This is a genomic window from Asaia sp. W19 (assembly GCF_003994335.1).
GTDB lineage: Bacteria > Pseudomonadota > Alphaproteobacteria > Acetobacterales > Acetobacteraceae > Asaia.
The window spans coordinates 382,540-406,266 of sequence record NZ_PNQZ01000013.1; the positions used below are offsets into that span (position 1 = coordinate 382,540).

The 23,727-nt window shown below is 60.7% G+C and carries 18 protein-coding genes and 1 tRNA gene; 9 read left to right on the forward strand and 10 right to left on the reverse strand.

Going from position 1 to position 23,727, the window contains the following annotated elements; genetic code table 11:
* Window positions 1-18: 18 nt before the first annotated feature.
* Both C0V97_RS03355 and rpoH read left to right on the forward strand, forming a co-directional pair.
* Entirely contained in the window at window positions 19-1,002 is a 984-nt protein-coding gene (locus C0V97_RS03355) for an RluA family pseudouridine synthase (RefSeq protein WP_127100649.1), read from the forward strand.
* A gap of 241 nt (window positions 1,003-1,243) precedes the next feature.
* Window positions 1,244-2,158 carry an RNA polymerase sigma factor RpoH gene (rpoH, locus tag C0V97_RS03360; RefSeq protein ID WP_127100651.1) on the forward strand — a complete coding sequence of 305 codons (915 nt, stop codon included), beginning with the start codon at window positions 1,244-1,246 and terminating at the stop codon, window positions 2,156-2,158.
* Between the two features lie 130 nt (window positions 2,159-2,288).
* Here rpoH and C0V97_RS03365 read toward each other — a convergent pair whose 3' ends face one another.
* Window positions 2,289-4,940: a Hint domain-containing protein gene (locus tag C0V97_RS03365; RefSeq protein ID WP_127100653.1), complete on the reverse strand. Its 2,652-nt coding sequence runs from the start codon at window positions 4,938-4,940 to the stop codon at window positions 2,289-2,291.
* Window positions 4,941-5,559: 619 nt separating this feature from the next.
* Between C0V97_RS03365 and C0V97_RS03370 the strand changes: the two genes are divergently transcribed.
* Window positions 5,560-6,228, forward strand: coding sequence for a CPBP family intramembrane glutamic endopeptidase (locus C0V97_RS03370; protein WP_233581937.1), 669 nt, complete (start codon window positions 5,560-5,562; stop codon window positions 6,226-6,228).
* A gap of 63 nt (window positions 6,229-6,291) precedes the next feature.
* Here C0V97_RS03370 and C0V97_RS03375 read toward each other — a convergent pair whose 3' ends face one another.
* Window positions 6,292-7,179: an NAD(P)-dependent oxidoreductase gene (locus C0V97_RS03375; protein WP_127100655.1), complete on the reverse strand. Its 888-nt coding sequence runs from the start codon at window positions 7,177-7,179 to the stop codon at window positions 6,292-6,294.
* 121 nt (window positions 7,180-7,300) lie between these two features.
* On the opposite strand from C0V97_RS03375, the gene C0V97_RS03380 reads away from it, so the two are divergent.
* Window positions 7,301-8,068, forward strand: a complete 768-nt coding sequence (locus C0V97_RS03380) for a helix-turn-helix domain-containing protein (RefSeq protein WP_127100657.1) — start codon at window positions 7,301-7,303, stop codon at window positions 8,066-8,068.
* Window positions 8,069-8,098: 30 nt separating this feature from the next.
* On the opposite strand, the gene C0V97_RS03385 is transcribed toward C0V97_RS03380, so the two are convergent.
* A complete protein-coding gene (locus C0V97_RS03385) occupies window positions 8,099-9,532 on the reverse strand; it encodes a sugar porter family MFS transporter (protein ID WP_127100659.1) in 1,434 nt (477 codons plus the stop codon).
* Window positions 9,533-10,031: 499 nt separating this feature from the next.
* Between C0V97_RS03385 and C0V97_RS03390 the strand changes: the two genes are divergently transcribed.
* Window positions 10,032-10,817, forward strand: a complete 786-nt coding sequence (locus C0V97_RS03390; protein WP_127100661.1) for a porin family protein — start codon at window positions 10,032-10,034, stop codon at window positions 10,815-10,817.
* A gap of 92 nt (window positions 10,818-10,909) precedes the next feature.
* On the opposite strand, the gene C0V97_RS03395 is transcribed toward C0V97_RS03390, so the two are convergent.
* On the reverse strand, window positions 10,910-12,283 hold the full coding sequence (locus tag C0V97_RS03395; RefSeq protein WP_127100663.1) for a Hint domain-containing protein: 1,374 nt from the start codon (window positions 12,281-12,283) through the stop codon (window positions 10,910-10,912).
* Between the two features lie 265 nt (window positions 12,284-12,548).
* Between C0V97_RS03395 and C0V97_RS03400 the strand changes: the two genes are divergently transcribed.
* Entirely contained in the window at window positions 12,549-13,511 is a 963-nt protein-coding gene (locus tag C0V97_RS03400; RefSeq protein ID WP_127100665.1) for a GlxA family transcriptional regulator, read from the forward strand.
* Window positions 13,512-13,568: 57 nt separating this feature from the next.
* On the opposite strand, the gene C0V97_RS03405 is transcribed toward C0V97_RS03400, so the two are convergent.
* The 6 genes from C0V97_RS03405 to argC form a co-directional block, all read right to left on the reverse strand.
* On the reverse strand, window positions 13,569-14,858 hold the full coding sequence (locus C0V97_RS03405) for an adenylosuccinate synthase (RefSeq protein ID WP_127100667.1): 1,290 nt from the start codon (window positions 14,856-14,858) through the stop codon (window positions 13,569-13,571).
* A gap of 12 nt (window positions 14,859-14,870) precedes the next feature.
* Entirely contained in the window at window positions 14,871-16,016 is a 1,146-nt protein-coding gene (locus C0V97_RS03410; protein ID WP_127100669.1) for an ATP phosphoribosyltransferase regulatory subunit, read from the reverse strand.
* Window positions 16,013-17,173 (reverse strand): phosphoserine transaminase, encoded by a 1,161-nt coding sequence (locus C0V97_RS03415; RefSeq protein WP_127100671.1) that lies wholly within the window; start codon window positions 17,171-17,173, stop codon window positions 16,013-16,015. The genes C0V97_RS03410 and C0V97_RS03415 overlap by 4 nt, the downstream gene beginning before the upstream one ends.
* Window positions 17,174-17,275: 102 nt before the next feature.
* Window positions 17,276-17,359: transfer RNA gene (locus C0V97_RS03420), tRNA-Leu, on the reverse strand.
* A 63-nt stretch (window positions 17,360-17,422) separates the two neighbouring features.
* The gene (locus C0V97_RS03425) at window positions 17,423-19,264 is read right to left on the reverse strand and encodes a bifunctional diguanylate cyclase/phosphodiesterase (RefSeq protein ID WP_127100673.1); all 1,842 of its coding nucleotides are present in this window, start codon (window positions 19,262-19,264) and stop codon (window positions 17,423-17,425) included.
* Window positions 19,265-19,422: 158 nt separating this feature from the next.
* Window positions 19,423-20,322: an N-acetyl-gamma-glutamyl-phosphate reductase gene (argC, locus tag C0V97_RS03430; protein ID WP_127100675.1), complete on the reverse strand. Its 900-nt coding sequence runs from the start codon at window positions 20,320-20,322 to the stop codon at window positions 19,423-19,425.
* Between the two features lie 67 nt (window positions 20,323-20,389).
* Here argC and C0V97_RS03435 point away from each other — a divergent pair, with 67 nt between their 5' ends.
* The 3 genes from C0V97_RS03435 to mazG are packed head-to-tail and all read left to right on the forward strand — an operon-like array spanning window position 20,390 to window position 23,563.
* Window positions 20,390-21,766, forward strand: a complete 1,377-nt coding sequence (locus C0V97_RS03435; protein WP_233581938.1) for an amino acid permease — start codon at window positions 20,390-20,392, stop codon at window positions 21,764-21,766.
* 38 nt (window positions 21,767-21,804) lie between these two features.
* A complete protein-coding gene (locus C0V97_RS03440) occupies window positions 21,805-22,641 on the forward strand; it encodes a class I SAM-dependent methyltransferase (protein ID WP_127100677.1) in 837 nt (278 codons plus the stop codon).
* Between the two features lie 52 nt (window positions 22,642-22,693).
* The gene (mazG, locus tag C0V97_RS03445) at window positions 22,694-23,563 is read left to right on the forward strand and encodes a nucleoside triphosphate pyrophosphohydrolase (protein ID WP_255424147.1); all 870 of its coding nucleotides are present in this window, start codon (window positions 22,694-22,696) and stop codon (window positions 23,561-23,563) included.
* Window positions 23,564-23,727: the final 164 nt, after the last annotated feature.

A 23,727-nucleotide genomic window follows, 5' to 3' on the forward strand; every position in this document is an offset into this window, starting at 1 on the left:
TAATTGCTAAACGGGCGCATGACCGAAGCCCACGCACCCCATGACGACCGATTCGATTTTGATGTCACGCCCGACCAGGCGGGGCAACGCCTCGATCGCTTTCTGGCGGAATCGATCGGCACCCTCTCCCGTTCGCGCGTCAAATCCCTGATCGAGGCCGGACAGGTCTATTGCGATGGCGCCATCATACGCGAGCCCTCGGAAACCACCAGAGCGGGGCGTCATATCACGCTGATCCTGCCCCCAGCAGCCCCGGCCCGCCCGCAGGCGGAGGATCTCCCCCTGCCCATCCTTTTCGAGGATCGCGACCTGATCGTGCTGGACAAGCCTGCCGGCCTGGTCGTGCATCCCGCCCCCGGGAATGAGACCGGCACTCTGGTCAACGCCTTGCTCGGCCATTGCGGTGAGGATCTTGAGGGGATCGGAGGAGAAAAGCGCCCAGGGATCGTGCATCGCCTCGATAAGGATACCTCAGGTCTCATGGTCGTGGCCAAGACCCCCACGGCACATAATGCCCTCTCCGAGGCCTTTGCCGCGCGTGACATCGATCGGGCCTATCAGGCTCTCGCCTGGGGGCTGCTTCCGCCGCAAGTCAGCTATGACGGGGCCATCGGTCGAGACAAGCGCGACCGCAAGCGCATGACCGTGGTTACGCAGGGCGGCAAGCATGCCCTGACGCATGTGCGCTGCCTCGAGGCCTTCGACGCTTCGGTGAGCCTTGTGGAATGCAAGCTCGCCACCGGGCGCACCCATCAGATCCGCGTTCATCTATCCCAGGCTGGCCATCCTTTGCTGGGCGATCCGGTCTATCTGCGTCGCATCCCCGCTGCGGCACGAGGACTCGGAGAAACCGCAAAACGCGCTGCACTCGATTTCCCGCGCCAGGCACTGCACGCAGCGCGCCTGGGCTTCACCCATCCTCGAACGAAAGAGACACTGCTTTTTACCTCCGAACCGCCAGAGGATTTCCAGACACTGCTGCGCACCCTTCGGGGGAGTTAATTGGGAGTAATGTGGTACGTTTTCTTGACTCGAAATTCGGTGTATGATCCACTCATGGTCGATCCGACGAAGTGACGCGCCGCCGGAATGGACGTACCGCCTGGCATTGCTCATGCTGAGGATGCTGTGCGGGGACGCTGGTCCTTCCCTCATCAAGCGTCACCCGGTGTCGGGAACCCTGACGGGGTCATCCCCGTAGATAAGGTTCCTCTCTGCACCGGGCGAAAGGAGTTGCAGCCCAATGGCCTCTTCCGCCGTGTTGTCTCTTGGTCCTGAAAACAATCTTACCCGTTACCTTCAGGACATCCGCAAATTTCCTATCCTGACACCGCAGGAAGAAGGTGAACTTGCTCGTCGCTGGCGTGACCGTCAGGATGACGCCGCAGCCCACAAGCTGGTCACCTCCCATCTGCGCCTCGTCGCCAAGATTGCCATGGGATATCGTGGCTACGGCCTGCCGCTGAATGAGCTGATCAGCGAGGGCAATATCGGCATGATGCAGGCTGTCAAACGCTTCGATCCCGACCGTGGCTTCCGACTGGCTACTTATGCCATGTGGTGGATCCGTGCCGCGATGCAAGAGTACATCCTGCATAGCTGGTCGCTCGTCAAAATGGGCACCACCGCGTCGCAGAAAAAGCTCTTTTTCAACCTGCGTCGCCTGAAGGGCCAGATGCAGGCGATTGACGATGGCGATCTGAAGCCGGAGCAGGTCGACAAGATTGCTACCACGCTGGGCGTACCCGAGCAGGACGTGGTCTCGATGAACCAGCGCCTTTCCGCGCCAGATCACAGTCTGAACGCGCCTCTGCGCAGTGACAGCGAGGGCGAATGGCAGGACTGGCTGGTCGATGATCAGGAGAGCCAGGAAACAACGCTGGGCGAGGCCGAGGAAATGAGTGGCCGCCAGGCGCTCCTGACCGAAGCCATGAAATCGCTCAATGAGCGTGAGCGCCACATCCTGACCGAGCGACGCCTGAAGGACGAGCCTTCCACCCTGGAAGAGCTCTCCCATGAATACGGTGTCTCGCGCGAGCGTATCCGGCAAATCGAGGCCCGTGCTTTCGAGAAGCTGCAGAAAGCCATGGCTGCCGAGGTCGAATTGCGGCGCAAGCAGGATGAAGGTATTTCCCTGCACCACCACATCCAGTCCTGATGGGCTGGCCGGGAAGGCGAAACTCCGGGGGAACGTCCCCTGTTTCCCTTCTCATCGTCCTGAGGTCGCGTTTTCAGGCCCAAGCGCCGTGTGAGGCCCCCACCGGATCGCGGGGGCCTTTCGGGGCCGTTTAGGCAGCTACGACCCTCTCCGCTTGCAGGTGCACGACATCCTCATCGAGGCAATACGGCCCTGCCGCCAGGATTTCGATCGTCAGTACGCTCTCTGACGTCGAGGCTGTGTCACCCAGCGTAAGGGTGGCGTTCCCATCGGTCCAGCGCCCGATTTCCGCTCCTTCGTGCCAGCCCAACTCACGCGAGGCGCTCGTATGGGTAGTAATCACACCGTGCCCTGACGCCGTGAAGTGATTGACTGCGCCCACCATGACGCCGAGACGGCGGCGATCATCCACATAGGGTCCAATCATGTCACAGGGACGTGCCGTGCGTGACGCGATTCTGACCTCGGACAGACCCGCAGGCAGCTGGAACACGTAGTTACTGCCTGTCCTGCGTGTTGGGCTGAGTGTCGCACCACTCGGACAGACAAGCTTCAGATCGGGATCATGCATGACCGATATGTTCTGACGGGGCGCCTGCTCTCCGGCAAAACGACGATGCAGGGCCTCGGCGAAATCGCGATCGACGCAGAGCGGCAGCGCCCGCTCCGGCAAAGCGCCATGGCGAAGGATGGAGACATTCCCCCGGGCGGTCAGTCCGTCGCGGTTACCAGTATCGAGATAGCTTTCCGCCGGGGTATTCTCGGCCAGAAGGATCGCATGGTCAGCCAGCTCGATATGGAAATACTCGTAGCTCAGGATCGCCTTGTCGTAGAAAATCGTCCGCCCGTTGACCAGCATGCGGATCGGCAGCAGACGCCCCTCGAACGCAAAGCAATGCTCAGGCGTCACCAGCAGATCACGCGAAGGAATGCCGGGCTCGAAGGCATCAGCCAGGATGCGCACCGGATATCCGGCGAGGTCGTCCGGCTGATAGGGCTCAAGACGGTTGAAGCGGCTGCCGATCCAGAGGATAGGGCGATAGAGAATCTCTCCGTCCACCACGCACGCCACTGCCTCGCCGATCTCGAGTTCCTCCACACGGACCTCGCCGCGCGCTGTCAGGATATGCGTGCCTTTCACGAAGCATACCTCGGTAACAGCCTTGTTGACCACAAGATGCCCGCCCGTTCCGACTGAGGGATCGAGCACGACTGAACTCGTATAGGCCGAGACATTGCCCCCGGAACCGACCTGCGGGCTGATCAGCGAGCCGCCAGCCTGAACCGTCGCGAGATCGACGTTGTAGCCATTATTGTAATAGAGGTCGCTCACGGAGCTGCCACCCGCGAGAACATTGACCGGTACCGAGTTGAACATATTGCCACTCGTGATGCCCCCGGCGCTGACATACACCGCGCCATTCCCGACATAGGAGCTCAGCAGCGTTCCACCATTCTGCACATACACTGTGTTGGAGATACCCGAGAGGCCGCTCGCAACCGCGCCACTCATGATCGTCAGGACAGCACCCGTGCCGAGCGTTGCCGGTGCCTGCACGATGGTTGCCCCACTCTGATACACGGTGGTGCTTCCCGATTTGACCGCGCTCCACGTACCATTGAGAACGGTTCCTGTTCCTGTGGGCGGGGTCGTCGGCGGGGTGATCGTGCCCCCCATCGAGGTGTAGGTCTCGAGATAGGTATTCGCCTCGGCATGCAGATCGGACAGATTGACGCCGGAACCGATATAGGCCGATCCGCCCGAGGTGATATCGAGACCATTCACCGTCGCGCCCGTTGCGGCGCTGATCATGGTGTTATTGTTGACCGTCGCATTGGTGATCGTGGCACCGCTGCCTACCGTTACGGATTGGACCGCATAATTGTACCAGGAATAGCTGTCATCCGTGGAGGTTGCGCCGGGATTGAGGGTGACTGCACATCCATCGAAGCGGTTGTCGCTCACAGAGGCCCCGCTATTGACGCGCACATAGGTGCGCGTCACGTGGGAGTCGGTGAGCGCGCCCCCTGCATAGATGCTGATCGTGGGGATGGAGGCCTCGATGCACCCAAGCCCGGTCACCGTGGCACCTGACATGATATAAAGGGTCGCAGCGTTGAGAATGACCGGTCCGCTGACGGTCATCGTCGTGTTCTTGTAGACCGTCTGACCCCCGACATTGACTGCAGACCACGTGCCGGTGAGCACCGCGCCATTACGGATATTGTCGCCGTTGCCCATATAGCCGGAATAGACCATCCCGCCATTGCTGATATAGCCACCGCTGACAGCGCTGGTGCCCGGCGCACTTGTCGGGATCATGGCTGACCCGCCACTGGTCGCCAGAATGCCCGAGACAGTCGCCCCCGCCCAGACAGTGAGGGTGACGCCCGACATGACCGTCGCCCCCAGAATCGTCCCGCCACTGCTGACATAATTAATGACGGCGCCGGAGGAGGCGAAAAATGTGTCATTGACCGAACTGGCCCCGGTGCTGACGGTCAGAGAGACACCGTTGAAGGCATTCGCACTGGTGATACCACCCGCCGATACACGCACCACACCCGCATTCAGTTCGGCGCCAGACAGAACGCCGCCGTTGAAAAGGGTCACGGTCAGATTTGTGCCGCTCAGCCCTGTGACGACAGCACCACTCGAAATCGAGAGATAGGTTCCGTTTGAAAAGGATTGCGGCGGCTCTACGGTGACCGTACCGCTCTGATAGACGGTTTTCCCGTCAACATTCCTTGCAACCCAGCTTCCTGACAGCGGCGTAGCCATCCCTCGTTCCTTTCCGGCGATCCCCAGGATCCCCGATGCCTCCCTTCCTCATGGCTGAAGAAGAGAATCCCATCCGATAAAATCTGCGGCTTTCGAAAGCGGCGTCCATCGCCCTGCCGATAACCCTTGCGGAAAGGAAATAACGCCTTACGAGGACACGTATCAATGTGGACAATATTTCAAATAAATAAACAGAAGAAATAATCCGTCGCACTCATGAAGTATGACGAAATAGTCCATATTCATAAAATCATCGAATTTCAAATATAATATATATAGTTATAAGACTGTCATTTTGAGATATATTTCCATAAACGACAGAAAAACGTATTTTTCCCCTAAACATTCACGATTCCATTATCCAGGCTCAGCAACCATTGCGGCACATCTTGGGCCACGCCACGCGCAACAATATTTCTGGCGACGTTTACAGATTAAGTTTGTTTCTTGAATTTAAGCACTGTCCTGACGCTTTGGGCGGCGCATCTGCCAGGGAAGGCGCCTGTACTGGGAGGAAAAGTGACCCCTTTCGATCCTCTCATCGGTCCTGAACGGCCTGAACCAACAGCCTGTTGCCGCATTGAACCGAGAGCGCCGATTCCACAAAGCAGGAGATTTCATGACGCATCCTGGCATCCCCCCGGAGACCGGACCGGCTCGTTCCCGCTGGGGCACGATGCGTCTGGGCGCTGAATTCATGCTCCTGTTTGGGGGAACACCCTTGCTCATCCTGTCTCTGCGCAGGGCGATGGTACTCTTTATCTTCCTCTGGGTGGCCGCTCTGCTGGCGGCTTGGTGGATGAATGGTACCCGCGCCCGGCCGCATCATCGAAAGCGTGAGATCGCGGTCGTGTTCGGGCGGTTTCTGGTACTCGGATCGGGTCTGGCCCTTCTGTGCTGGCAACTCGCACCGGAGCATTTCCTGGAGCTGCCCCGCCATCGGCCTGGTTTCTGGCTCCTTCTGATGCTGCTCTACCCTCTGCTGTCGGTCTGGCCGCAGGAGGTGCTCTACCGTCAGTTTCTCTTCACACGCTACGCAGCCCTTCTGGAAACACCCTTACGGCGTATCACGGCCAGCGCGATCGCCTTCGGGTTTGCCCATGTCATCTTTCTGAACTGGATCGCCGTCGCCTTGACTGTGGCAGGCGGCGTCCTGTTCGCTCGCGATTACGAGCGCCATCGCTCGCTGCGCCTTTCCTGCCTGGAACATAGTCTCTTTGGCTGCCTCATTTTCACGCTCGGGCTGGGCCACTATTTCTATACAGGCGCAGCATGGCATCATGGATGACCCCACGCACAGGAGCGCATGAGGGGCTGCAACAAGAGACCGCGCCTGTGATCGCATCCCGGCTCAGCGCGGTTTCAGCCCGGCCTCCTGGCGCACCCTCTCCTGGAGCACCACAAAGTCGCGCTCTGAATCCCCCGCAGCGATAGAGGCTAGAAGCCGATCACGCGTGACCGACGCGAATGGCAAGGGAACTCTCTGCTCGCTTCCAGCCGCCAGGAACATCGCAACATCCTTGAGTCCGAGCGTGACAGGGGCACCGGGTTGATCGTAGTCCTGCGCCACCATCAGCTTTCCATAGTTGCGATGCACGGGTGCGGTATAGAAGCTGTTGGTCATGATCTCGAACATCAGGGCGGGATCAGTGCCCAGCTTCTCATTGATCGTGAAGACCTCAGCCATTTGCTCGATCGTGGAGTAGATCATGAAATTGAGGGAGAGTTTCACCAGATTGGCCTGCACCGGATCCGATCCGGCTATGAAGACCTTCTGCCCCAGACACGCGAGCAAAGGCATCGCCCGCTCGATCTGTAAAGCCTCGCCTGCGGCGATCACGTATAGCGAGCCGTCCTGCGCGGCTGGCGGACGGCCCAGCACATTGGCCGTGACATAGGCCTGACCGCGCTCGGCGTGACCGTCGCGCAACCTGCGTGCCTGCTCGAGCGAAAGCGTGCTGCAGCAGATATGCAACCCGCCATCGCGCAGCCCCTCGGCGATACCCTGTGCGCCAAAGCTCGCGGACTCGGTCGTCGCATCGTCGAACAGCATGGAAAAGACAATGTCGGAACGGCTCGCGAGTTGAGCCGGGGTTTCAGCCACGAATGCGCCTGATTGCTCGAGCGGGTCGGCCTTGGCCCGCGTGCGGTTCCAGACGGTCAGAGTATGCCCTGCTTTCTGCAGGCGCAGGGCCATGGCCTGTCCCATGGCGCCCAGACCGACAAATCCGATATCCATTCTCTTACTCCCTCTGCCTACGCTTCTTCAAATCCGGAGCGCCTGACAGGTTTTAACGCGGGAGCATTTGGCGTTCCGCCGCTTCTGCGCCATAAAATGACTCATGCGCGCCAGACCCTGCATGACCCCGGATGAAGCCGATGACGAGAGGGACGCTGCGTTCTGGCTCCTTGGCGGATCCATGGCCCAGCTCACGCGCCGGATTGCCGAGCGCCATCACCATGCGCGCGGACAGATCTTTGGTATCCGGTCCGGCCTTATGGGGCTCCGGACCGAGCGGGCCTACTGGCTGATCGGCCCTGGCCAGTTCCTCTGGCTTCCCCCTTACCTCGCGCATGAAGCGCGCTCACACGGTGCAGTAGAGGGGTGGAGCCTCTACCTTAGCCGCGTGCGTTGCGCGCTGCTTCCCCACACGCCCTTCATGGCGCAGGGTACCGCACTCCTGAACGCACAGGCTGAGAGACTGGCGCGGGATGCGACTCAGAGCCCCGTTTCCGACAGAACGGCGCGCCTCGCCGAGACGCTCTGGGACGAGTTCATCGCTCTGCCGCGTCACGAGACCTGTCTGCCCCTGCCCAGCGATGAACGTCTCAAGCGGGTCACGACGGCTCTGTCGCATGACCCTTCGGATAAGCGTGAACAGGCGGAGTGGGCCAATCTGGCGGGAATGTCGCCACGCTCTTTCGTGCGGCATTTCAGCCAGGATACCGGCCTCGCTTTCGGTGCCTGGCGGCAAAGGCTGCGTATCCTGAATGCGCGGGAGCGTCTGGCGCGAGGCGAGCGCGTGACCCACGTTGCGCTCTCGGTGGGCTATGAGAGCCAGGGTGCCTTTACCGCCGCCTTCAAGGCCCTGACAGGCGTGAGTCCAGGGCGGTATTCGCGCCCCTGACCCTTATCATATAGCCAATTCGCCACGACCTCAGCCATGGGAGAGAAAATCACCTTCATGCAGGCTGCGCTCGATCGCCTCCAGCGAACGTCCCTTCGTTTCCGGTACGCATTTGCGGATAAATACCCAGCCAAGGCTGGTCATACCTGCGAAGAGAATGAAGGTGCCGGACACGCCAATCAGGGAAATGATCGACAGGGTCACGAGCGAAATCAGCAGATCGAAGGACCAGTGGGAAATCGTAACCAGCCCCATGCCTTTGCCGCGCACCGAGAGAGGGAACACCTCCGCCCCAACCAGCCAGAGTGAGGCATTGATGCTGCCCAGCGTGCACAGCACATAGACCAGCAATCCGCCGACGGCGAAGAACTTGCCCATACCCTGAGGATCCCCGCCGAAAAAGACGAAGGCCAGTACGAGAAGCGCCAGAATGGAGCCGGGCAGAACACGCAGCATCAGGCGGCGGCGCCCCCAGTGATCGACCGCCCAGAAACCGAAAACTGTCGCGATGGTGATCGTCACGCCGATGGCGATGGAAATCAGCAAGGCCGAATTGCGATCAAACCCGGCCCCGGAGAGAATGGTAGGCGCGTAGGTCAGGACGGCGTTCGTCCCGGTGATCTGGCTGAACATGGCCAGGCCAGTACCTGCAATCAGGGCGGGCCTGAGCTTGCGTGAAAAAAGCAGACGCCAACTGCCCGTCTCACCCGCCGCCCCCTGAATATCGCGCATTTCGGCTTCGGGGTCCTCATCAGGACCGCGCAGGGAAAGCAGGATGGCGCGTGCGCGCTCGACATGCCCTCTGGAGGCCAGAAAGCGTGGACTTTCGGGAAGGAAGATGAGGCCGATGAGCAACATCAGTGCCGGGACGGCCCCTAACAGAAACATGATGCGCCAATCCCCGCCCCGGCTGAAAAGACGGATGAGCAGGGGATCGTCGCTGAGCGCCCATCCAACGAGAGATGACGCCAGCACGCCCCCCACGATGGCGAGCTGAAACAGAAGCACCAGTCGGCCGCGTCGCGAGGCGGGCGCCAGTTCGGCGATGTAGACGGGCACGATCTGACTCGCCCCGCCTACGGCCAACCCAAGCACGATACGGGTCAGGGTCAGCTCCGTAGGAGACTGTGCAAGCGCCGACCCCACAGAGCCCAGAAGAAACAACGCACCGGCGAGAGCAACGACAGGACGACGCCCCCACCGGTCGGAGAGCGGCCCCGCCCCCATACAGCCGAGCAGAGCACCCGCGACCATGCCTGCCGCTATCGCCTGCTTGCCCAGCGTGCCGAGTGAAAAGCTGTCTCCCAGCGTCAGCAGCGCTGCCGAGATGATCCCCTGATCATAACCGAAGAGCACACCGGCAAGCCCCGCCACACAGGAGGCGATGAAGACACGCCTGCGTCCGTTGCCGGCAGGACCGGGGGAGCCGGTAGGGTCTGAAAATGACGGGACGGCGGACTGCATGATCTCTCCTGTCGCTTCGGCCGCCTTTACGCGGCATTACAGGAAAGTAAGAAAGAGAATCTTTCATTTCGAAAGACAAGTTTTCGTGTTGAAGCCTCCCTGCACGACAAGCCGATACGGTGCGGCAATGAGGCATCATCTACACAGGCCTCAGATCATCTTTGCGTGTGTTCTCCATCATTCCCTGTCCAGTGCCCCGGCGGCAGCCGACGCGAGAATATGGGGATGTCGACCAGCAATGAGCGCTGCGAGACCCAATTCCGGGCCGCTTGCATAAATCAGTGCGCATCGATCCGTAGCGGCACAGCGCAAGCCATGAAATTTTGTTCATTCATAGTGAATACTATTCACTATGAGAACAAACAATAAAAACCTAGCTAGATACGCGAGTATACGGTCTTTTTATTACTGCGTTCAATGTATGAACAAACAAATGCGCCAAGGTCACAGTGACAGGCCGGACAACTCGCCGATAAAGTAAGATAAAGGATATAATGCGATGAGAAGAGTATTCTTCGCAGGACTTTTGGCTGTCTTTGGCGATGCCACGGCTTTCGCTGCGTCGACCGATGCCGGTCTTGCCCCCAACGCGACACTGCATACGCGGCCGGACCTTCAGCAATCCGCACGCGCGCCGACACCGGAAAAATCGCAGATGGTGACACCCGGGCCGCTGACGCATCTCTATCTCTCGGCACGCCTGCTTGGCAGCTTTGACTCGATCACGGCGATGGATACCAGTCTCCGCCCCGGCATTGGCGCCTTCGTCAAAGGGCGCGAGACCGCGAACCTTCCCTCCGGGTCCTTCGCCTTTGGCGAGCGACTGACACCGAGCTGGCGCGTTGAAGCCGAGTACGTGATCCCCCGCAAGACCAGCTATACGAGTGGTTCAACGCGCTTCCCGACCAGCCTCAATCATTTTTCGAACAAGGTTCAGCGCGCGACGGTCAATATCTATCGCGATATTGCGCTGACGGAGCGCAGTTCCGTATTTCTGATGGCAGGCGTCGGTGTAGCAATTGCGCGATCCACCGGCTGGCAGGGCAATGATACCCGCGTATTCCTGCCCAACACCAATACAAATCTCATGTACATGGTCGGGACCGGTTTATCCCAACGCCTGGGAGGACGCCACACGCTGGATCTCGGTTATCGTTTTGCGGATATTGGCAACGTCCATACCAGCATGAACGGCTTCGGCAATGCCCGCAACCTGCAAGACGAGCAGCTCAAGGGCCATCTCTACGCGCATGAGGTCTTGCTCGGATATCGTCTCGATATCTGATATGCCGGTCATGAGTTAAACGAGGGGCAGGCCATGTTGCCTGCGCCATCGATAGATGCTGCGGCGTGATCAGGGCGTGGCGCGCGCGGGCTCTATAGCCGGTACGCCTCGCTTCGCACGATACGCACTGCAAGATACGCCTCATTGGCCTGAACAGTTTCAGGCAAGACAAGCTCGGCCGATCCAGCGGTCCAGCGCGTGTCATTCTGTTCGGGGTCATGCCATCCGTTGAGCGAAGGGTCTTGGAAATCGATCTCTCGCGTGGTCCGGCTGTGCATGTCCTGCACCGTGACAGCCCCGATCAGGACTCCGAGGCGTCTCCTGTCATCGATGAAGCGCCCGACCGTATCGCAGGGCCGCCCGGCGCGCGACCGTATGAATACGCGCTCGACGCCCGCGCCCAGACTGAACAGGGCGATCCCTCCCTCCACGGAGATCGGGGCAATTTTCATACCGCAGGGTAGAGCGAGGTGGAGATCCGGATCGTCCGTCATTTGCCCAGCGGAAATGTCACTGATCGCGTCATCCTGCCCCAGCCCAGCAAGCGCGCGATACAAAGGCTCGACAACGGCTCGGTCCGTCACAATAGGCCGCGCTGGATGGAACGGTGCCGTTATCTCGGCCAATGAACCCTGGCGCATCGTGAACCCGGCTTCGTTATCACCCGGCAGATAGCTCTCGGTACAGAGATTTTCTGCAAGGATGATCGAATGGGTACGGGTGGCAATATGATAATAATCATACACGGGCCGTCGTCGATCATAGAAGATACTGACCCCATTCACGAGCATCCGGATGGGGATCAGACGATCCCCGACCAGCACGCAATGCTCAGATGTGAGCCAGAGATCCCGACGCGGTGTCCGGGGTCCGAAAGCGTCTGCCCGGATACATACCGGCCACCCTGCCTCGTCTGGCCCCAGCCCCTCTGCGGCATCGACAATGCGACGACTATGCCCGACATAAATCACCTTTCGGAATTCATGTCCGTGATCGCCCATGGTGATCACGGTTTCTCCTGGAGTGATGGTCTCCACAGGTTTGTACCCCTCCCGCGTCAGGATGAGGGAGCCTTTGAGAAAGCAGGGGTCCGGCTTTGGTACGACGGGCTGGGTTATGTGGAAACCCACGGTACCATCATGCTGCCAGCCGATATTGACGATCTTGCCGATTGGGTAGCCGGGCTGACTATAGGATTTGAAATGCATCTGGAAATGCTTGCCGCCCCGTGCCCAGGCCTCGATCGTGACAACGCGTCCGGTTCCATCCTGGACGACATAATCAGCATAGGCACTATCGTCGTCTGCAACGCTGCCGCTCTGCCCCCACTCCACATAAAACCTGCGCGATTCATGCGCGGGTATGAGGTCGGGTGCCTGAAAACGCATCTGATAGGCGCCACCCGCGCCTTTTTTCAGATCGTAATCGGTATCGTTGTAGAGCGTAATATAGCCACCCAATCCCATGACGCACCTTCCTCATCACTCTTGGTCAGTCGCAGCGAACGGGCGACGAAAGGCACAATCCAGGTCTTTACGATCCAGAAATAACGACTATTGTCTTCTTGGACGAATACCTTACGATATAGAATACTCGATCATGATACAGGAACAATGACCGACTTATTTATTGCGTATTGCCCGAGACAGGCCCAGTCTCCGTTCTTTGTTGCTTGCCTGATACATCGACGGGAATATTGACCACAACGACAGAAATCCCTCATTTTAGGCCATGCGAAAAAAAATCGGCTTCATCCTCTATCCGGATTTCCAGATCGTCGATGCGACCGGACCCGCTGCTGTCTTTGAGATTGGCGGGGTGATGAGTACCGTCTCGTACGAGATCGCCATGCTTTCTGACCGAGGTGGGCTCGTGCGCTCCTCGTCAGGTATTGCCGTCGAGACCGCATTGCTGGATGCCAGGGAGAGCTTCGACACGCTCATTGTGGTGGGCAGCGCCTATTATCGTGAACGACTGGATAATACCCCCATCGCTGATTTCCTCAGACAGCAGGCACGTCAGACACGCCGCCTGTGTAGCGTCTGCACCGGCGCTTTCTTTCTTGCAGAGGCCGGCCTTCTGGCCGGGCGTCGGGCAACGACCCACTGGCAGGATCTAGGCCATCTGGAAACACGCGCCCCCGATGCCGAAATCGAAAGCGACGCCGTCTATATCCGCGACGGTCAGGTCTGGACGTCAGGGGGTATCACGGCTGGCATCGACATGGCGCTCGCCCTTCTGGCGGAAGATGCCGGTGAGGCGGTGGCCCAAAGTGTCGCCCAGACGATGGTGCTCTATTATCATCGCCCCGGGGGACAATCCCAGATCTCGTCTCTGGTTCAGATTTCGCACGGGACTGACCGGTTTTCCAGCCTCCTCGGCTGGATCCGTGCGCATCTCACCGACGACCTCTCGATCGATGCTCTGGCCACTCGGGCGGGAATGAGCGCGCGTAATTTTTCACGCAGCTTCAAGACCGAAACATCGATGAGCCCAGCCAAGGCCGTAGAGGCCCTGCGCCTGGAGGCCGCTCGTGAGCGGGTCATCAACTCAAAAACACCCATCGAGTTGATTGCAGGGCAGGTCGGATTTGCTGATCCCGAGCGATTGAGACGTGCCTTCAACCGCGCCTATGGGCTTTCTCCGCAGAAAATGCGGCAGAGCATGGGGCATCCTCTGCACCGCCTGGACTGACAGGAAGTCCAGACGTCTACGCAAAAAAAAACGGGCCCGAAGGCCCGTTCTTCCAGCTCAGTCCTCGAAAGGATCGCGCATCAGGATGGTGTCGTCGCGTTCCGGGCTGGTCGAAAGCAGCGTCACAGGAGCTTCGATCAGTTCCTCGATACGGCGGATATACTTGATGGCTGCGGCGGGCAGATCGGCCCAGCTACGCGCCCCAAAGGTCGTTTCCTGCCAGCCGGGCATCGATTCCAGAACCGGTTTCAGACGCGCCTGTGCGGCCGGGCTGGATGGGAAGGAGGTGATGATTTTGCCATCGAGCTCATACCCGACGCAGATCCTCACTTCCTCGAACCCGTCGAGCACATCGAGCTTGGTCAGGGCAATACCGCTGACACCACCAACACGCGCAGCGCGGCGCACCAGTACGGCATCGAACCAGCCGCAACGGCGCGCGCGGCCCGTCACTGTGCCGAATTCGCGCCCACGCTCGCCCAGATCCTGCCCGACCTGATCGAACAGTTCGGACGGGAACGGCCCCTCGCCCACGCGGGTGGTATAGGCCTTGGCAATACCGAGCACGAAACCCACCGTACCGGGACCAACGCCGCTGCCGCTGGCCGCAACTGCCGCAACCGTGTTGGAGCTGGTGACGAAGGGATAGGTGCCGTGATCGACATCGAGCATGACGGCCTGCGCACCCTCGAACAGGATGCGACGACCGGCGCGACGCGCCTCGTCCAGACGTTCCCAGACCGAGCAGGCGAAGGGCAGCACACGCGGGGCCAGCTTCGCCAGATGATCCAGGATTTCCTGCTTGGTGAAAGTCGGCGCGCCGAGACCAGCCAGAAGCGTGTTGTGATGAAGCAGCAGCTCATCAAGCTTCCAGTCTAGCGTTTCGGGCTCCGAAAGATCGCACAGACGAATGGCGCGACGCGCGACCTTGTCCTCATAGGCAGGGCCGATACCGCGCCCCGTGGTACCGATCTTGCGGTCGCCGCGTGCCGCCTCGCGGGCGCGATCGGTCGCGACATGCAGCGGCAGGATGAGCGGCACGTTATCGGCGACCCACAGCGTCTCGGGATTGACCACCAGACCTTGTGCAGAAACACGGTCGATTTCGGCCAGCAGCGCCTCGGGATCGACCACGACGCCATTACCGATCACGCCCGTCTTGCCGCGAACCAGGCCAGAGGGCAGGAGGGAGAGCTTGTAGACCTGATCGCCCACCACGAGTGTATGACCGGCATTATGGCCGCCCTGGAAGCGGACGACGATATCCGCACGGCTGGCCAGCCAGTCCACGATCTTTCCCTTGCCTTCGTCACCCCACTGGGTGCCGATGACGGTGACGTTGGACATGCTCTTTTCCTTTTACAGCGTGATGAGTTCGTCGGCGACGAAAACGAAGGTACAATTCAGGCGCTGCGCTTCGGCAGACAGGTCCTCGACGGGCTCGAGACCGGCCACGGTAGCGTAGCCTTCCTCCCGCAGCCGCGCCGCGCCGGGTGAATCCTGCATCTCGGCGGCAATATAGACGCGTGGGCGCAGGATGATGGGACGGGCCGCGCGCAGCAGCACCTCGGGACGGAAGGTCAGACCACAGGCCGGTTCCTCTCCCTGCGCCTGGTAACGACCGCCACGCCCCAGTTCTTCGCGCTGACTCCTGGCAAAGACGGTCATGCAAACACCCGTATGATACTGCCAGCCCCGGAACTCGGCGGGGTCGACCGTCAGACGCAATGCGGGCGCGCGGGAATGGAGCATGCGCACAACGGCCATCAGGCGTTCGGCATGAATACGGATCTCGGGTGGGAGGTCGAGTTTTTCCAACAGCAGCAGCGCCGTTTCGGAAGGCCCGCAAGCCTCGACCAACGCCGTAAGCACCGAGGCGACCGGCCCGCCCAGCTCCGCGACGGCAGCGATATCCTTGCGATCGAGCGCATGAACGAGTTGCGCACGCCGGGTCCCAGTATAGCCCGAGAGCGCCACAAGCGCCTGAACGAGCGCCGGGCAGGAGAGATCGAAGGAATAATCCTCGATCCCGAGCTTTTCGAGAGCCTCGGCCGCAATCAGCACGACTTCGCAATCCGCCTCGACGGAATCGACACCGATCAGCTCGATCCCGGCCTGACTGATCTGGCGTTCGCCTTCGCGCCCGGGACTTCCGACGAGAATGCATGACCCGGCATAGGACAGGCGCAGAGGACGCGATGTGCCAGCCAGCCGCGTGGCGGCGATACGGGCGATCTGGGTGGTCATGTCCGGGCGTAGCGCCATCATACGCCGGGAATCCGGGTCCATCAGACGAAAAGTCTGTTCCTCGAGCGCCTGACCCGCGCCATGGAGCAACGAAGTTTCGAATTCCAGCAAAGGGGGGCGCACCCGCTCATAACCATGGGCGGCGAACACATCCATGACGGATTCGATTCCCTGCGCCTCGGCCTCGGCCTCGTGTTGCAAAAGGTCGATGAACCCTGAGGGCAAAAGGGCGGTATCGGGCTCGTCGGTCAGTTTCATGCGGCGTATTCCATGCTGACACTCTCATAGGCCCAGTCGAGCCAGGGGAGAAGCGCCTCGATATCCTCAGCCTCGATCGTGGCCCCTCCCCAGATACGCAGACCGGGCGGCGCATCGCGATAGGAGGCGAGGTCGTAACCCGCCCCCTCATCGGCGATGAGCCCTGTCAGACGCTTGACGATTTTCTGCTGGATTTCGACATCTTGGGCCGTGAACCAGGGGGCCGTAATACGCAGGCAGATGGACGTGGTCGAACGCTGCGCGGGGTCGCTGGCGAGAAATTCCACCCAGGTGGTGTCTGCCACCCAGCGTGCCACCGCGTCGAAATTGCGGCGCGAACGCTCCTTCAGCGCCTTGAGGCCGCCAATCGCCTCAGCCCAGCGCAACCCGTCCAACGCATCCTCGACACACAGCATCGAGGGGGTGTTGATGGTATCGCCCGAGAAGATGGCATCTATCAGCCCCTTCTTGTTGGTCAGGCGGAAGATCTTGGGCAGGGGGCGTGGCGCAGCCTGTTCCAGACGCGCCACGGCACGGGGGCTGAGGGCGATCATGCCATGCGCGGCTTCACCACCCAGCGCCTTCTGCCACGACCAGGTGACCACATCCAGACGATCCCAGGGAAGATCCATCGCAAAGGCGGCCGAGGTAGCATCGCAGATCACGAGCCCCTCATGCTGCGCCGGAATGCTGTCCGGGCCAGGCAGGCACACGCCCGAGGTCGTACCGTTCCAGGTCAGAACCACGTCATGCGACCAGTCGATACGCGTCAGGTCGGGTAGTGCCCCGTAGGGCGCCTCATGAACGGTCAGGTCATCAAGCTTGAGCACATCGCGCAGGTCCTGCGCCCAGAGTCCGGAGAAGCTCTCGAAGGAGAGAACATCGATAGGGCGTTCCCCTGCAAGCGCCCAGAGGATCATCTCCACAGCGCCCGTATCAGAGGCGGGGACGATACCGATCTTCCAGTCCGAAGGGGCCTCGAGCAGGGCATGAGACCGATCGATCACGTCTTTCAGCCGAGCCCGCCCCTCAGCCGCGCGATGCGAGCGGCCCAGCAGGGCGCCATCGAGCGCGTTCAGCGTCCAGCCCGGGCGCTTGGCGCAGGGCCCGGAGGAAAAGAACGGACGGGCAGGTTTCTGAACGGGACGTTGGGGCATGATCGGTCCGGCAAACTCCAGGAAAGTTTGCGAGATATGCCGGAGGCAGACCCACAGGCGCAAGTCACGGCCCGGTCACTCACCTGTTTTCAGTGAAAAATCTGGTACGAGAGGGGGGATTCGAACCCCCATGCCTTGCGGCGGTCGATTTTGAGCCGACTACGTCTACCGTTCCGTCACTCTCGCCTGATGGCCGGATTGTTAGCGGGGTTCGATCGAAAAGGCAATTGATACGCGCCGGGGAGCGTTTCAGACCGGGAAGCGACGGCTCCCCGTCAGAAGCCGGGCAAACGCCGTGGAATCGATCGGGGTAGAGAAATGATACCCCTGTCCCGTGGGGCAGTTGATTCGACGCAGCAAGGCGAGTTGATCGTCAGTCTCGATCCCTTCAGCCACAACATCGACAGAGATGGCCTCCCCGAACCGGATGATCGCCTCGACGATGACCTCCATCGAGGGCTCTGCGCAGATACGCCTGATGAAACTGCGATCGATCTTGATGCAGGATACCGGAAAATCGCGCAGGAAGCCGAGCGAAGAATATCCCGTCCCGAAATCATCGAGAATGATCCTGATCCCCGCGCGCTGAAGCTGGGCCAAAGCGCGGTGAATATAGTGCTCGCTGTTCTGGTAGAGCACATGCTCCGTCAGTTCGAGCTCGATCATTCGTGCAGACAGGCCGAAGCGCTCGAGCCGCGCGAGCAGCTTTTCGGCGTAATCGTCCTGCATGAACTCGACCGGAGCGACATTGATCGAAATCGGCGGCGGCATCAGCCCTGTACGGCGCCACAGTGCGATATCCTCGAAAACACGCTCCTGCACGCGCGCGGAGACACGTGAGGCGAGATCGTAATTACGGAAGATCTCTGGAAAGGAGTCCGGGCCGCAATGCAGGTCACCCCGGCCACGCCAGCGCATCAGCGCTTCGGCACCCATCAACTGCCCATCGGTCAGCCTGACCTTCGCCTGATAGGCCGGATAGACGAGATCGTCGCTCAACATCTGCCGGACCACATTGGCCTGAGCGCTGACACCGCCTTCGGGCTTCATGGTCGTCGGATCAAAAAGCCTGAAGCCACCGCGACCATGGGCCTTCACATCCCCCATGGCAATCTGGGCTCCCTGATACAGGCGAGAGAGTACGCGCCCGTCGCGCGGGAACAGCGCGGCACCAATACTCAGACCGAAGGTGATCTGCTGCGCGCCGATTGCAACGGGATGATCCGTGGCGGCCAGAAGAGCCTGGGCCAGATCGGCCAGATTTTCATCCCGCCCGATCCCCGTGAGCAGAGCGGCGAATTCATCATCGCCGCTACGGGCCACGATCCCCCTCCCTGCCACGATATCCGACAGGCATTCGGCGACAATGCACAGGATACGATCGCCTGTCTCACGCCCATAGAGCGTGTTGATGTCACCGAGATAGTCGATATCGAGCAGGAGCAACCCGACGCGCTCGTCGAGCGCCCCCTTCTCGAAAAGAAGAAGCGCCGCCTGCCTGTCGAACGCGGCCCGGTCCGGCAGGCCGGTCAGGGCATCATGAGCCTGTCCGTCGTCTCGTCCATTCTCCGGCTCCGAAGCAAGACCGGCGGGGTGGTCCGCGGGCTCACGCAGAAACGATGCGGTTTGCTGCAGTCTGGCTTCAGCCTCACTCCGGCCTGGCTCGGTCAGCGAACTGGCCGCCCGCATCAGACCGGGTTCTTCGCCGTCCGGACGCTTTGCCAGCACGCCCAGCGTATGATCCTTGCGCGAACCGGCCTGCATGTCGGTTTCAGGACTGCAATAGAGGAGCCATCCCCCTGTCGCCGGATCCATTTTCTGCCAGTGCAATCGGGCGCGTATATCTCCACGCCCTGGGTGATGCAGGGAAACGGCTTCATGCAGGCAATACGCCATGGGTTCGGGACACCGGCAGGGCAACTGGCCCTCGCCCTCTCCGATCAGATCGGTCCAGGACAGGGTGCCCGCCGTCTCGCACAGACCGGAGAAGCTTCTCCAGCAATGATTGAGATAGGATACCCGGCCATCCGGCTCGACATGGCAGACGAGCAGGGGAAGGGTATCCAGAATACGGCCAGGAAGGCTTGGCATGATACGCTCTCGCTCCTTCCTTTCTATGACGCCGCGCCCCTTTTCCCCGTCGGTGCCGCAGCCGACACAAGGGATGGCATCATGAAGGTTAGCAACCAAAGAATGATCAAACGCTAAGAATGCCCTCCGTTCCGGCACCCGTTGCCGCTTTCCCGGCTCTAGACGCCGCACATGAGGCGGATGTTCTGCAGCGCAGCGCCCGATGCCCCCTTGCCGAGATTATCCAGACGCGCCGTCAAGAGCACGTGGCGCCGGGCTTCATTACCGTGCACCCGCAACTCCATATCGTCTCGACCGGCAAGCCCGGCCGCGTCCAGACGGGGCAGATCGGCAGACGCCATCCTTACGGAAGACGATTCCTGATAATGCGCTGCAAGGCAGGATTCGATATCAGCCACACTTATGGTCCCAGGCAGATCATCCAGATGCAGCGGTATGGAAACAATCATGCCCTGGGCGAAATGCCCGATGGATGGCACGAAGATAGGACGTCTGGTCAGGCCGGTATAATGCATGATCTCGGGGACGTGCTTGTGCTCGAGACCAAGACCATAAAGCTCAAAGGCAGGGCCACCCGCCTGCTCGTGGGCCTCGATTTCGCTGCGCCCCCCGCCGCTATAGCCGCTGACGGCATTGATCGTGACCGCATGATCGGCTGCAAGCAGTCCGGCATCGATCAGCGGGCGCAGGAGGGCGATGGCCCCGGTTGGATAGCAGCCCGGGTTGGAAACGAAGCGCGCCGTTCTGATACGCTCGCTCTGGGCTGAATCGAGCTCGGGGAAGCCGTACTCCCAGTCGTCAGCCACGCGATGCGCCGTGCTGGCGTCGAGCAACCGCAGATGGTCGAGTCCCGCGGCCAGGGAAACAGTCTCTCTCGCTGCGTCATCGGGCAGACACAGCACCACCAGATCCGCCTGCTTCATCAAATCGAGGCGAGCCTCAGGTTCTTTCCGACGAGCCGGGTCGATGGATAGAATCTCGACGGGGAGGGCGCGCAGGCGTTCACGGATGCCCAAACCCGTCGTTCCTGCTTCGCCGTCTATGAACACCCGTGTCATCAATTCATTCCTTCACTAAAATATTCTGTCTGGACGAAGTAAGCATTTACATGGCTTTGTCCAATGCATGATGGATAAAGATCGACACTCAGAACAGGTTTTTTCCCTTGAAGGCGAGCCCCCGCTGCTCCATGGCGGCAAGCTCAAGGACCGGCATATTGCCATGATCGCCCTTGGCGGTGTCATTGGTGCCGGTCTGTTCATAGGCAGTTCTGCCGCGATCGCCGCAGCGGGCCCGGCAATTCTTCTGACCTATATCGGCACCGGACTTCTCGTCGTCATTGTCATTCGCATGTTGGGCGAAATGCTGCTTGCCCGACCGGGCATCGGCACCTTCATCGACTGCATCCGGACAGCGCATGGCCCCTGGGCGGGGTTCCTTTCGGGCTGGCTTTACTGGCTTTTCTGGGTCGTCACCATCGGCGCCGAGGCTATTGGTGGCGCCATCGCAATGCAGGACTGGGTCGGTTTACCCGTCTGGGTTCTGGCCCCGGCACTGATCGTGGCGGTCAATCTGATCAATCTCGTTTCGGTGCGTGTTTTCGGCGAATGCGAATTCTGGCTTTCCCTCATCAAGGTCGCCACCATCATCGCATTCTGCGCCCTTGGCCTGCTCAGCCTGAGCCATTTCATCGGCCCGCACCCCCGGATCGCGCATAACGTCTTCAGCCATGACGGCTTTTTTCCGCATGGCTGGGGTGCAATTCTGGCAACGGTCCCAACCGTGCTTTTCTCGATGATCGGCTCTGAATCAGCGACTGTCGCCGCGGCCGAATCGGAAAATGCCGAGGAAAATCTGGCGCGTGTGACCCGTACGATCGGTATCCGCGTCACGCTCTTCTATGTGCTGTCGGTCATTCTGATCCTCACGCTCGTACCCTGGACCGCCATCGAGCCGGGCTACTCGCCCTTCGTGACCGTGATGCGCCATATTGGCGTGCCCGGAGCAGCGACGCTGATGCAGGTCGTTGTGTTCACGGCCATCCTGTCCTGCCTCAATTCCAGCATCTACATCACCTCGCGCACCCTACGCGGCCTCGCCGAACTCAAGGATGCGCCGCGCTGGTTTGCCGCTCTGTCACGCACCCAGGTGCCGCAACGCGCCGTCACCTTCTCCAGCGCGATCGGACTGGTCGTGGCCTTCTGCTCGATCCTCTCGCCCAAGCTGATCTTCGCCTTCCTGCTCGGTGCGACAGGAGCGGTCATGCTGCTGATCTACGGATTGATCGTCTCGTCCCACAGGATCATCCGCCTGCAGGACCCTCAAAACAGAGCTTTCACCCTGCCTTTCGGCACGGCACTGAATATCGGCGCCATCGGCGCGATCGGTCTGGTCGTGCTCGCAATGCTCGTGCAGTCTTCCCAGCGCCAGACCATCCTGGCGAGCCTCGTCAGCGTGGGCCTGATCATGGGGCTGTATCTCTTGTGCCGCAGGAACAGATAAGCCAGAGTTTTCTTCCAACTCCTGTCAGGATGATCGGTATGAAGCCAAGCGTCTCCCTTGCCCTCCTCCTGACCGGGTTTGCAGCCCTGCAAGGCCATCGAGCCGTGGCGGCCCAGCCAGGAGCGACCCAGCCGGGAGCACCCCAGGCACCCACGACCCAGACGGCGGTTCGGCCTGCCCTCTCCGGCCCGGCGCTTCTGGCATCGCCTGCCCGCCCGGTTGGCGACCAGGCCCGGGATGCGCTGCGCAAGCCGCTCGATCTTCTCGCGCTCATCCCACTGCCGAAAGACGCCAGGGTGGCTGATCTCATGCCTGGAAGCGGTTATTTCACACGGCTTTTGAGCCTGAAACTGGGTAGCGCCGGCCATGTCTATGCCGTGATCCCCGCCGAGATGGCCGCACGTCACCCGCAACTGCCCCAGACAGCGCAGGCCATCGCAGCAAGCCCGGATTTCTCGAATGTTTCGGTGGTCATCACGCCCGTAGTCGACTTCCATGTCTCGCAGCCGCTGGATCTGGTCTGGACCGCGCAGAATTATCACGACGTCTATGGCGCCATGGGACCAGAAACCGCGCAACGCATGGACCGCGCCATTTTCCAGGCACTCAAACCGGGTGGCTACTATATGGTCATCGACCATGTCGCCCAGGCGGGGAGCGGCACAATTGCCCCGACCAGCCTGCATCGCATCGATCCCGCCCTGATCATCCAGCAGGTTGAGGCCGCCGGATTCACGCTCGTGATCAACAGCCCGATTCTGCGCAACTCTCAGGATACCCATACCCTGCCGGTTTTCGACAAGTCGATCCGTGGCCAGACGGATCAGGTCGTTCTCGGGTTTCAGAAACCCCGCACCCGCGACGATGGAAACTGAGCGCAGCGCTGCCTATACTCCGCAACGCCTGATCATCGGACCGGAGCACGCCTTGACCTCTTCCATTCCGCCCATGACTGACCCTGCCGATCATGCTGCGATCGGCCCCCGATCGGTCGGCTCGGAAACGGCGCATCATGCGGCGAAGCAGCTTGAACGCCTGATCGCGATCATGACCCGCCTGCGTGACCCGCAAACGGGCTGCGCCTGGGACCGCGTGCAGACCCATGAAACCATCGCCCCTTTCGCTATCGAAGAGGCCTATGAGGTCATGGACGCAATCGCGCGCAAGGACTGGGTGTCGCTTCCTGACGAACTGGGGGATCTGTTGCTTCAGGTCGTCTATCAGGCCCGTATCGCGGAAGAGGCCGGGCGCTTCGATTTCGGCGAGGTTGCCCGCCTGATCGGCGACAAGATGATCCGCCGTCACCCCCACGTCTTCGGTGACGCGCAGCGCGATGCAGATCTGTGGGAGCGCAGCAAACAGGCCGAGCGCGCGGCGAAAGCCGAACACGGCATTCTGGCAGGGATCGCTCCTGCACTGCCCGCCCTGATCCGGGCCGAGAAACTCGGCAAGCGCGCAGCCCGTGTCGGGTTCGACTGGGACACGCCCGAGCAGGTTCTGGCGAAAATTGCAGAGGAACTCGACGAGGTGCGTGCCGAACTTCCCGGCGGTGACAAGACACGGCTCGAGGATGAGGTCGGTGACGTACTTTTCACCGTTGCCTCCCTGGCGCGCAAGCTTGGCCTCGATCCTGAAGCCTGCCTGCGGCACGGCAACGCGAAATTCACCCGGCGGATCGAGACTATGGAAGCCGTTCTTGCAGAGACGGGCAGCACTCTTGCCGATCTCGATCTCGCCGCACAGGAAGCGCTGTGGCGCGATGTCAAAATCAGGCTGGCGGCCTTGCAAACCGCCTGACCCCCCGCGATTCAGGCCTCCAGCCAGAGGTGCGGAAAAATACCCACACGGGCTGTACGCGACCCGGGCTTCCCCTCCCTTCGGGCCTTGTCCTCGTTACACGCCCCCTATCCCGATTCTGGCCTCTACTACAGCTTTCAAAAAGCGCAAGATCGGTCGGGCAG

Coding starts and splice junctions, on each gene's coding strand:
- C0V97_RS03355 (WP_127100649.1), top strand. CDS start 19: ATGACCGAAGCCCACGCACCCCATGACGACCGATTCGATTTTGATGTC.
- rpoH (WP_127100651.1), top strand. CDS start 1,244: ATGGCCTCTTCCGCCGTGTTGTCTCTTGGTCCTGAAAACAATCTTACC.
- C0V97_RS03365 (WP_127100653.1), bottom strand. CDS start 4,940: ATGGCTACGCCGCTGTCAGGAAGCTGGGTTGCAAGGAATGTTGACGGG.
- C0V97_RS03370 (WP_233581937.1), top strand. CDS start 5,560: ATGACGCATCCTGGCATCCCCCCGGAGACCGGACCGGCTCGTTCCCGC.
- C0V97_RS03375 (WP_127100655.1), bottom strand. CDS start 7,179: ATGGATATCGGATTTGTCGGTCTGGGCGCCATGGGACAGGCCATGGCC.
- C0V97_RS03380 (WP_127100657.1), top strand. CDS start 7,301: ATGACCCCGGATGAAGCCGATGACGAGAGGGACGCTGCGTTCTGGCTC.
- C0V97_RS03385 (WP_127100659.1), bottom strand. CDS start 9,532: ATGCAGTCCGCCGTCCCGTCATTTTCAGACCCTACCGGCTCCCCCGGT.
- C0V97_RS03390 (WP_127100661.1), top strand. CDS start 10,032: ATGAGAAGAGTATTCTTCGCAGGACTTTTGGCTGTCTTTGGCGATGCC.
- C0V97_RS03395 (WP_127100663.1), bottom strand. CDS start 12,283: ATGGGATTGGGTGGCTATATTACGCTCTACAACGATACCGATTACGAT.
- C0V97_RS03400 (WP_127100665.1), top strand. CDS start 12,549: ATGCGAAAAAAAATCGGCTTCATCCTCTATCCGGATTTCCAGATCGTC.
- C0V97_RS03405 (WP_127100667.1), bottom strand. CDS start 14,858: ATGTCCAACGTCACCGTCATCGGCACCCAGTGGGGTGACGAAGGCAAG.
- C0V97_RS03410 (WP_127100669.1), bottom strand. CDS start 16,016: ATGAAACTGACCGACGAGCCCGATACCGCCCTTTTGCCCTCAGGGTTC.
- C0V97_RS03415 (WP_127100671.1), bottom strand. CDS start 17,173: ATGCCCCAACGTCCCGTTCAGAAACCTGCCCGTCCGTTCTTTTCCTCC.
- C0V97_RS03425 (WP_127100673.1), bottom strand. CDS start 19,264: ATGCCAAGCCTTCCTGGCCGTATTCTGGATACCCTTCCCCTGCTCGTC.
- argC (WP_127100675.1), bottom strand. CDS start 20,322: ATGACACGGGTGTTCATAGACGGCGAAGCAGGAACGACGGGTTTGGGC.
- C0V97_RS03435 (WP_233581938.1), top strand. CDS start 20,390: ATGATGGATAAAGATCGACACTCAGAACAGGTTTTTTCCCTTGAAGGC.
- C0V97_RS03440 (WP_127100677.1), top strand. CDS start 21,805: ATGAAGCCAAGCGTCTCCCTTGCCCTCCTCCTGACCGGGTTTGCAGCC.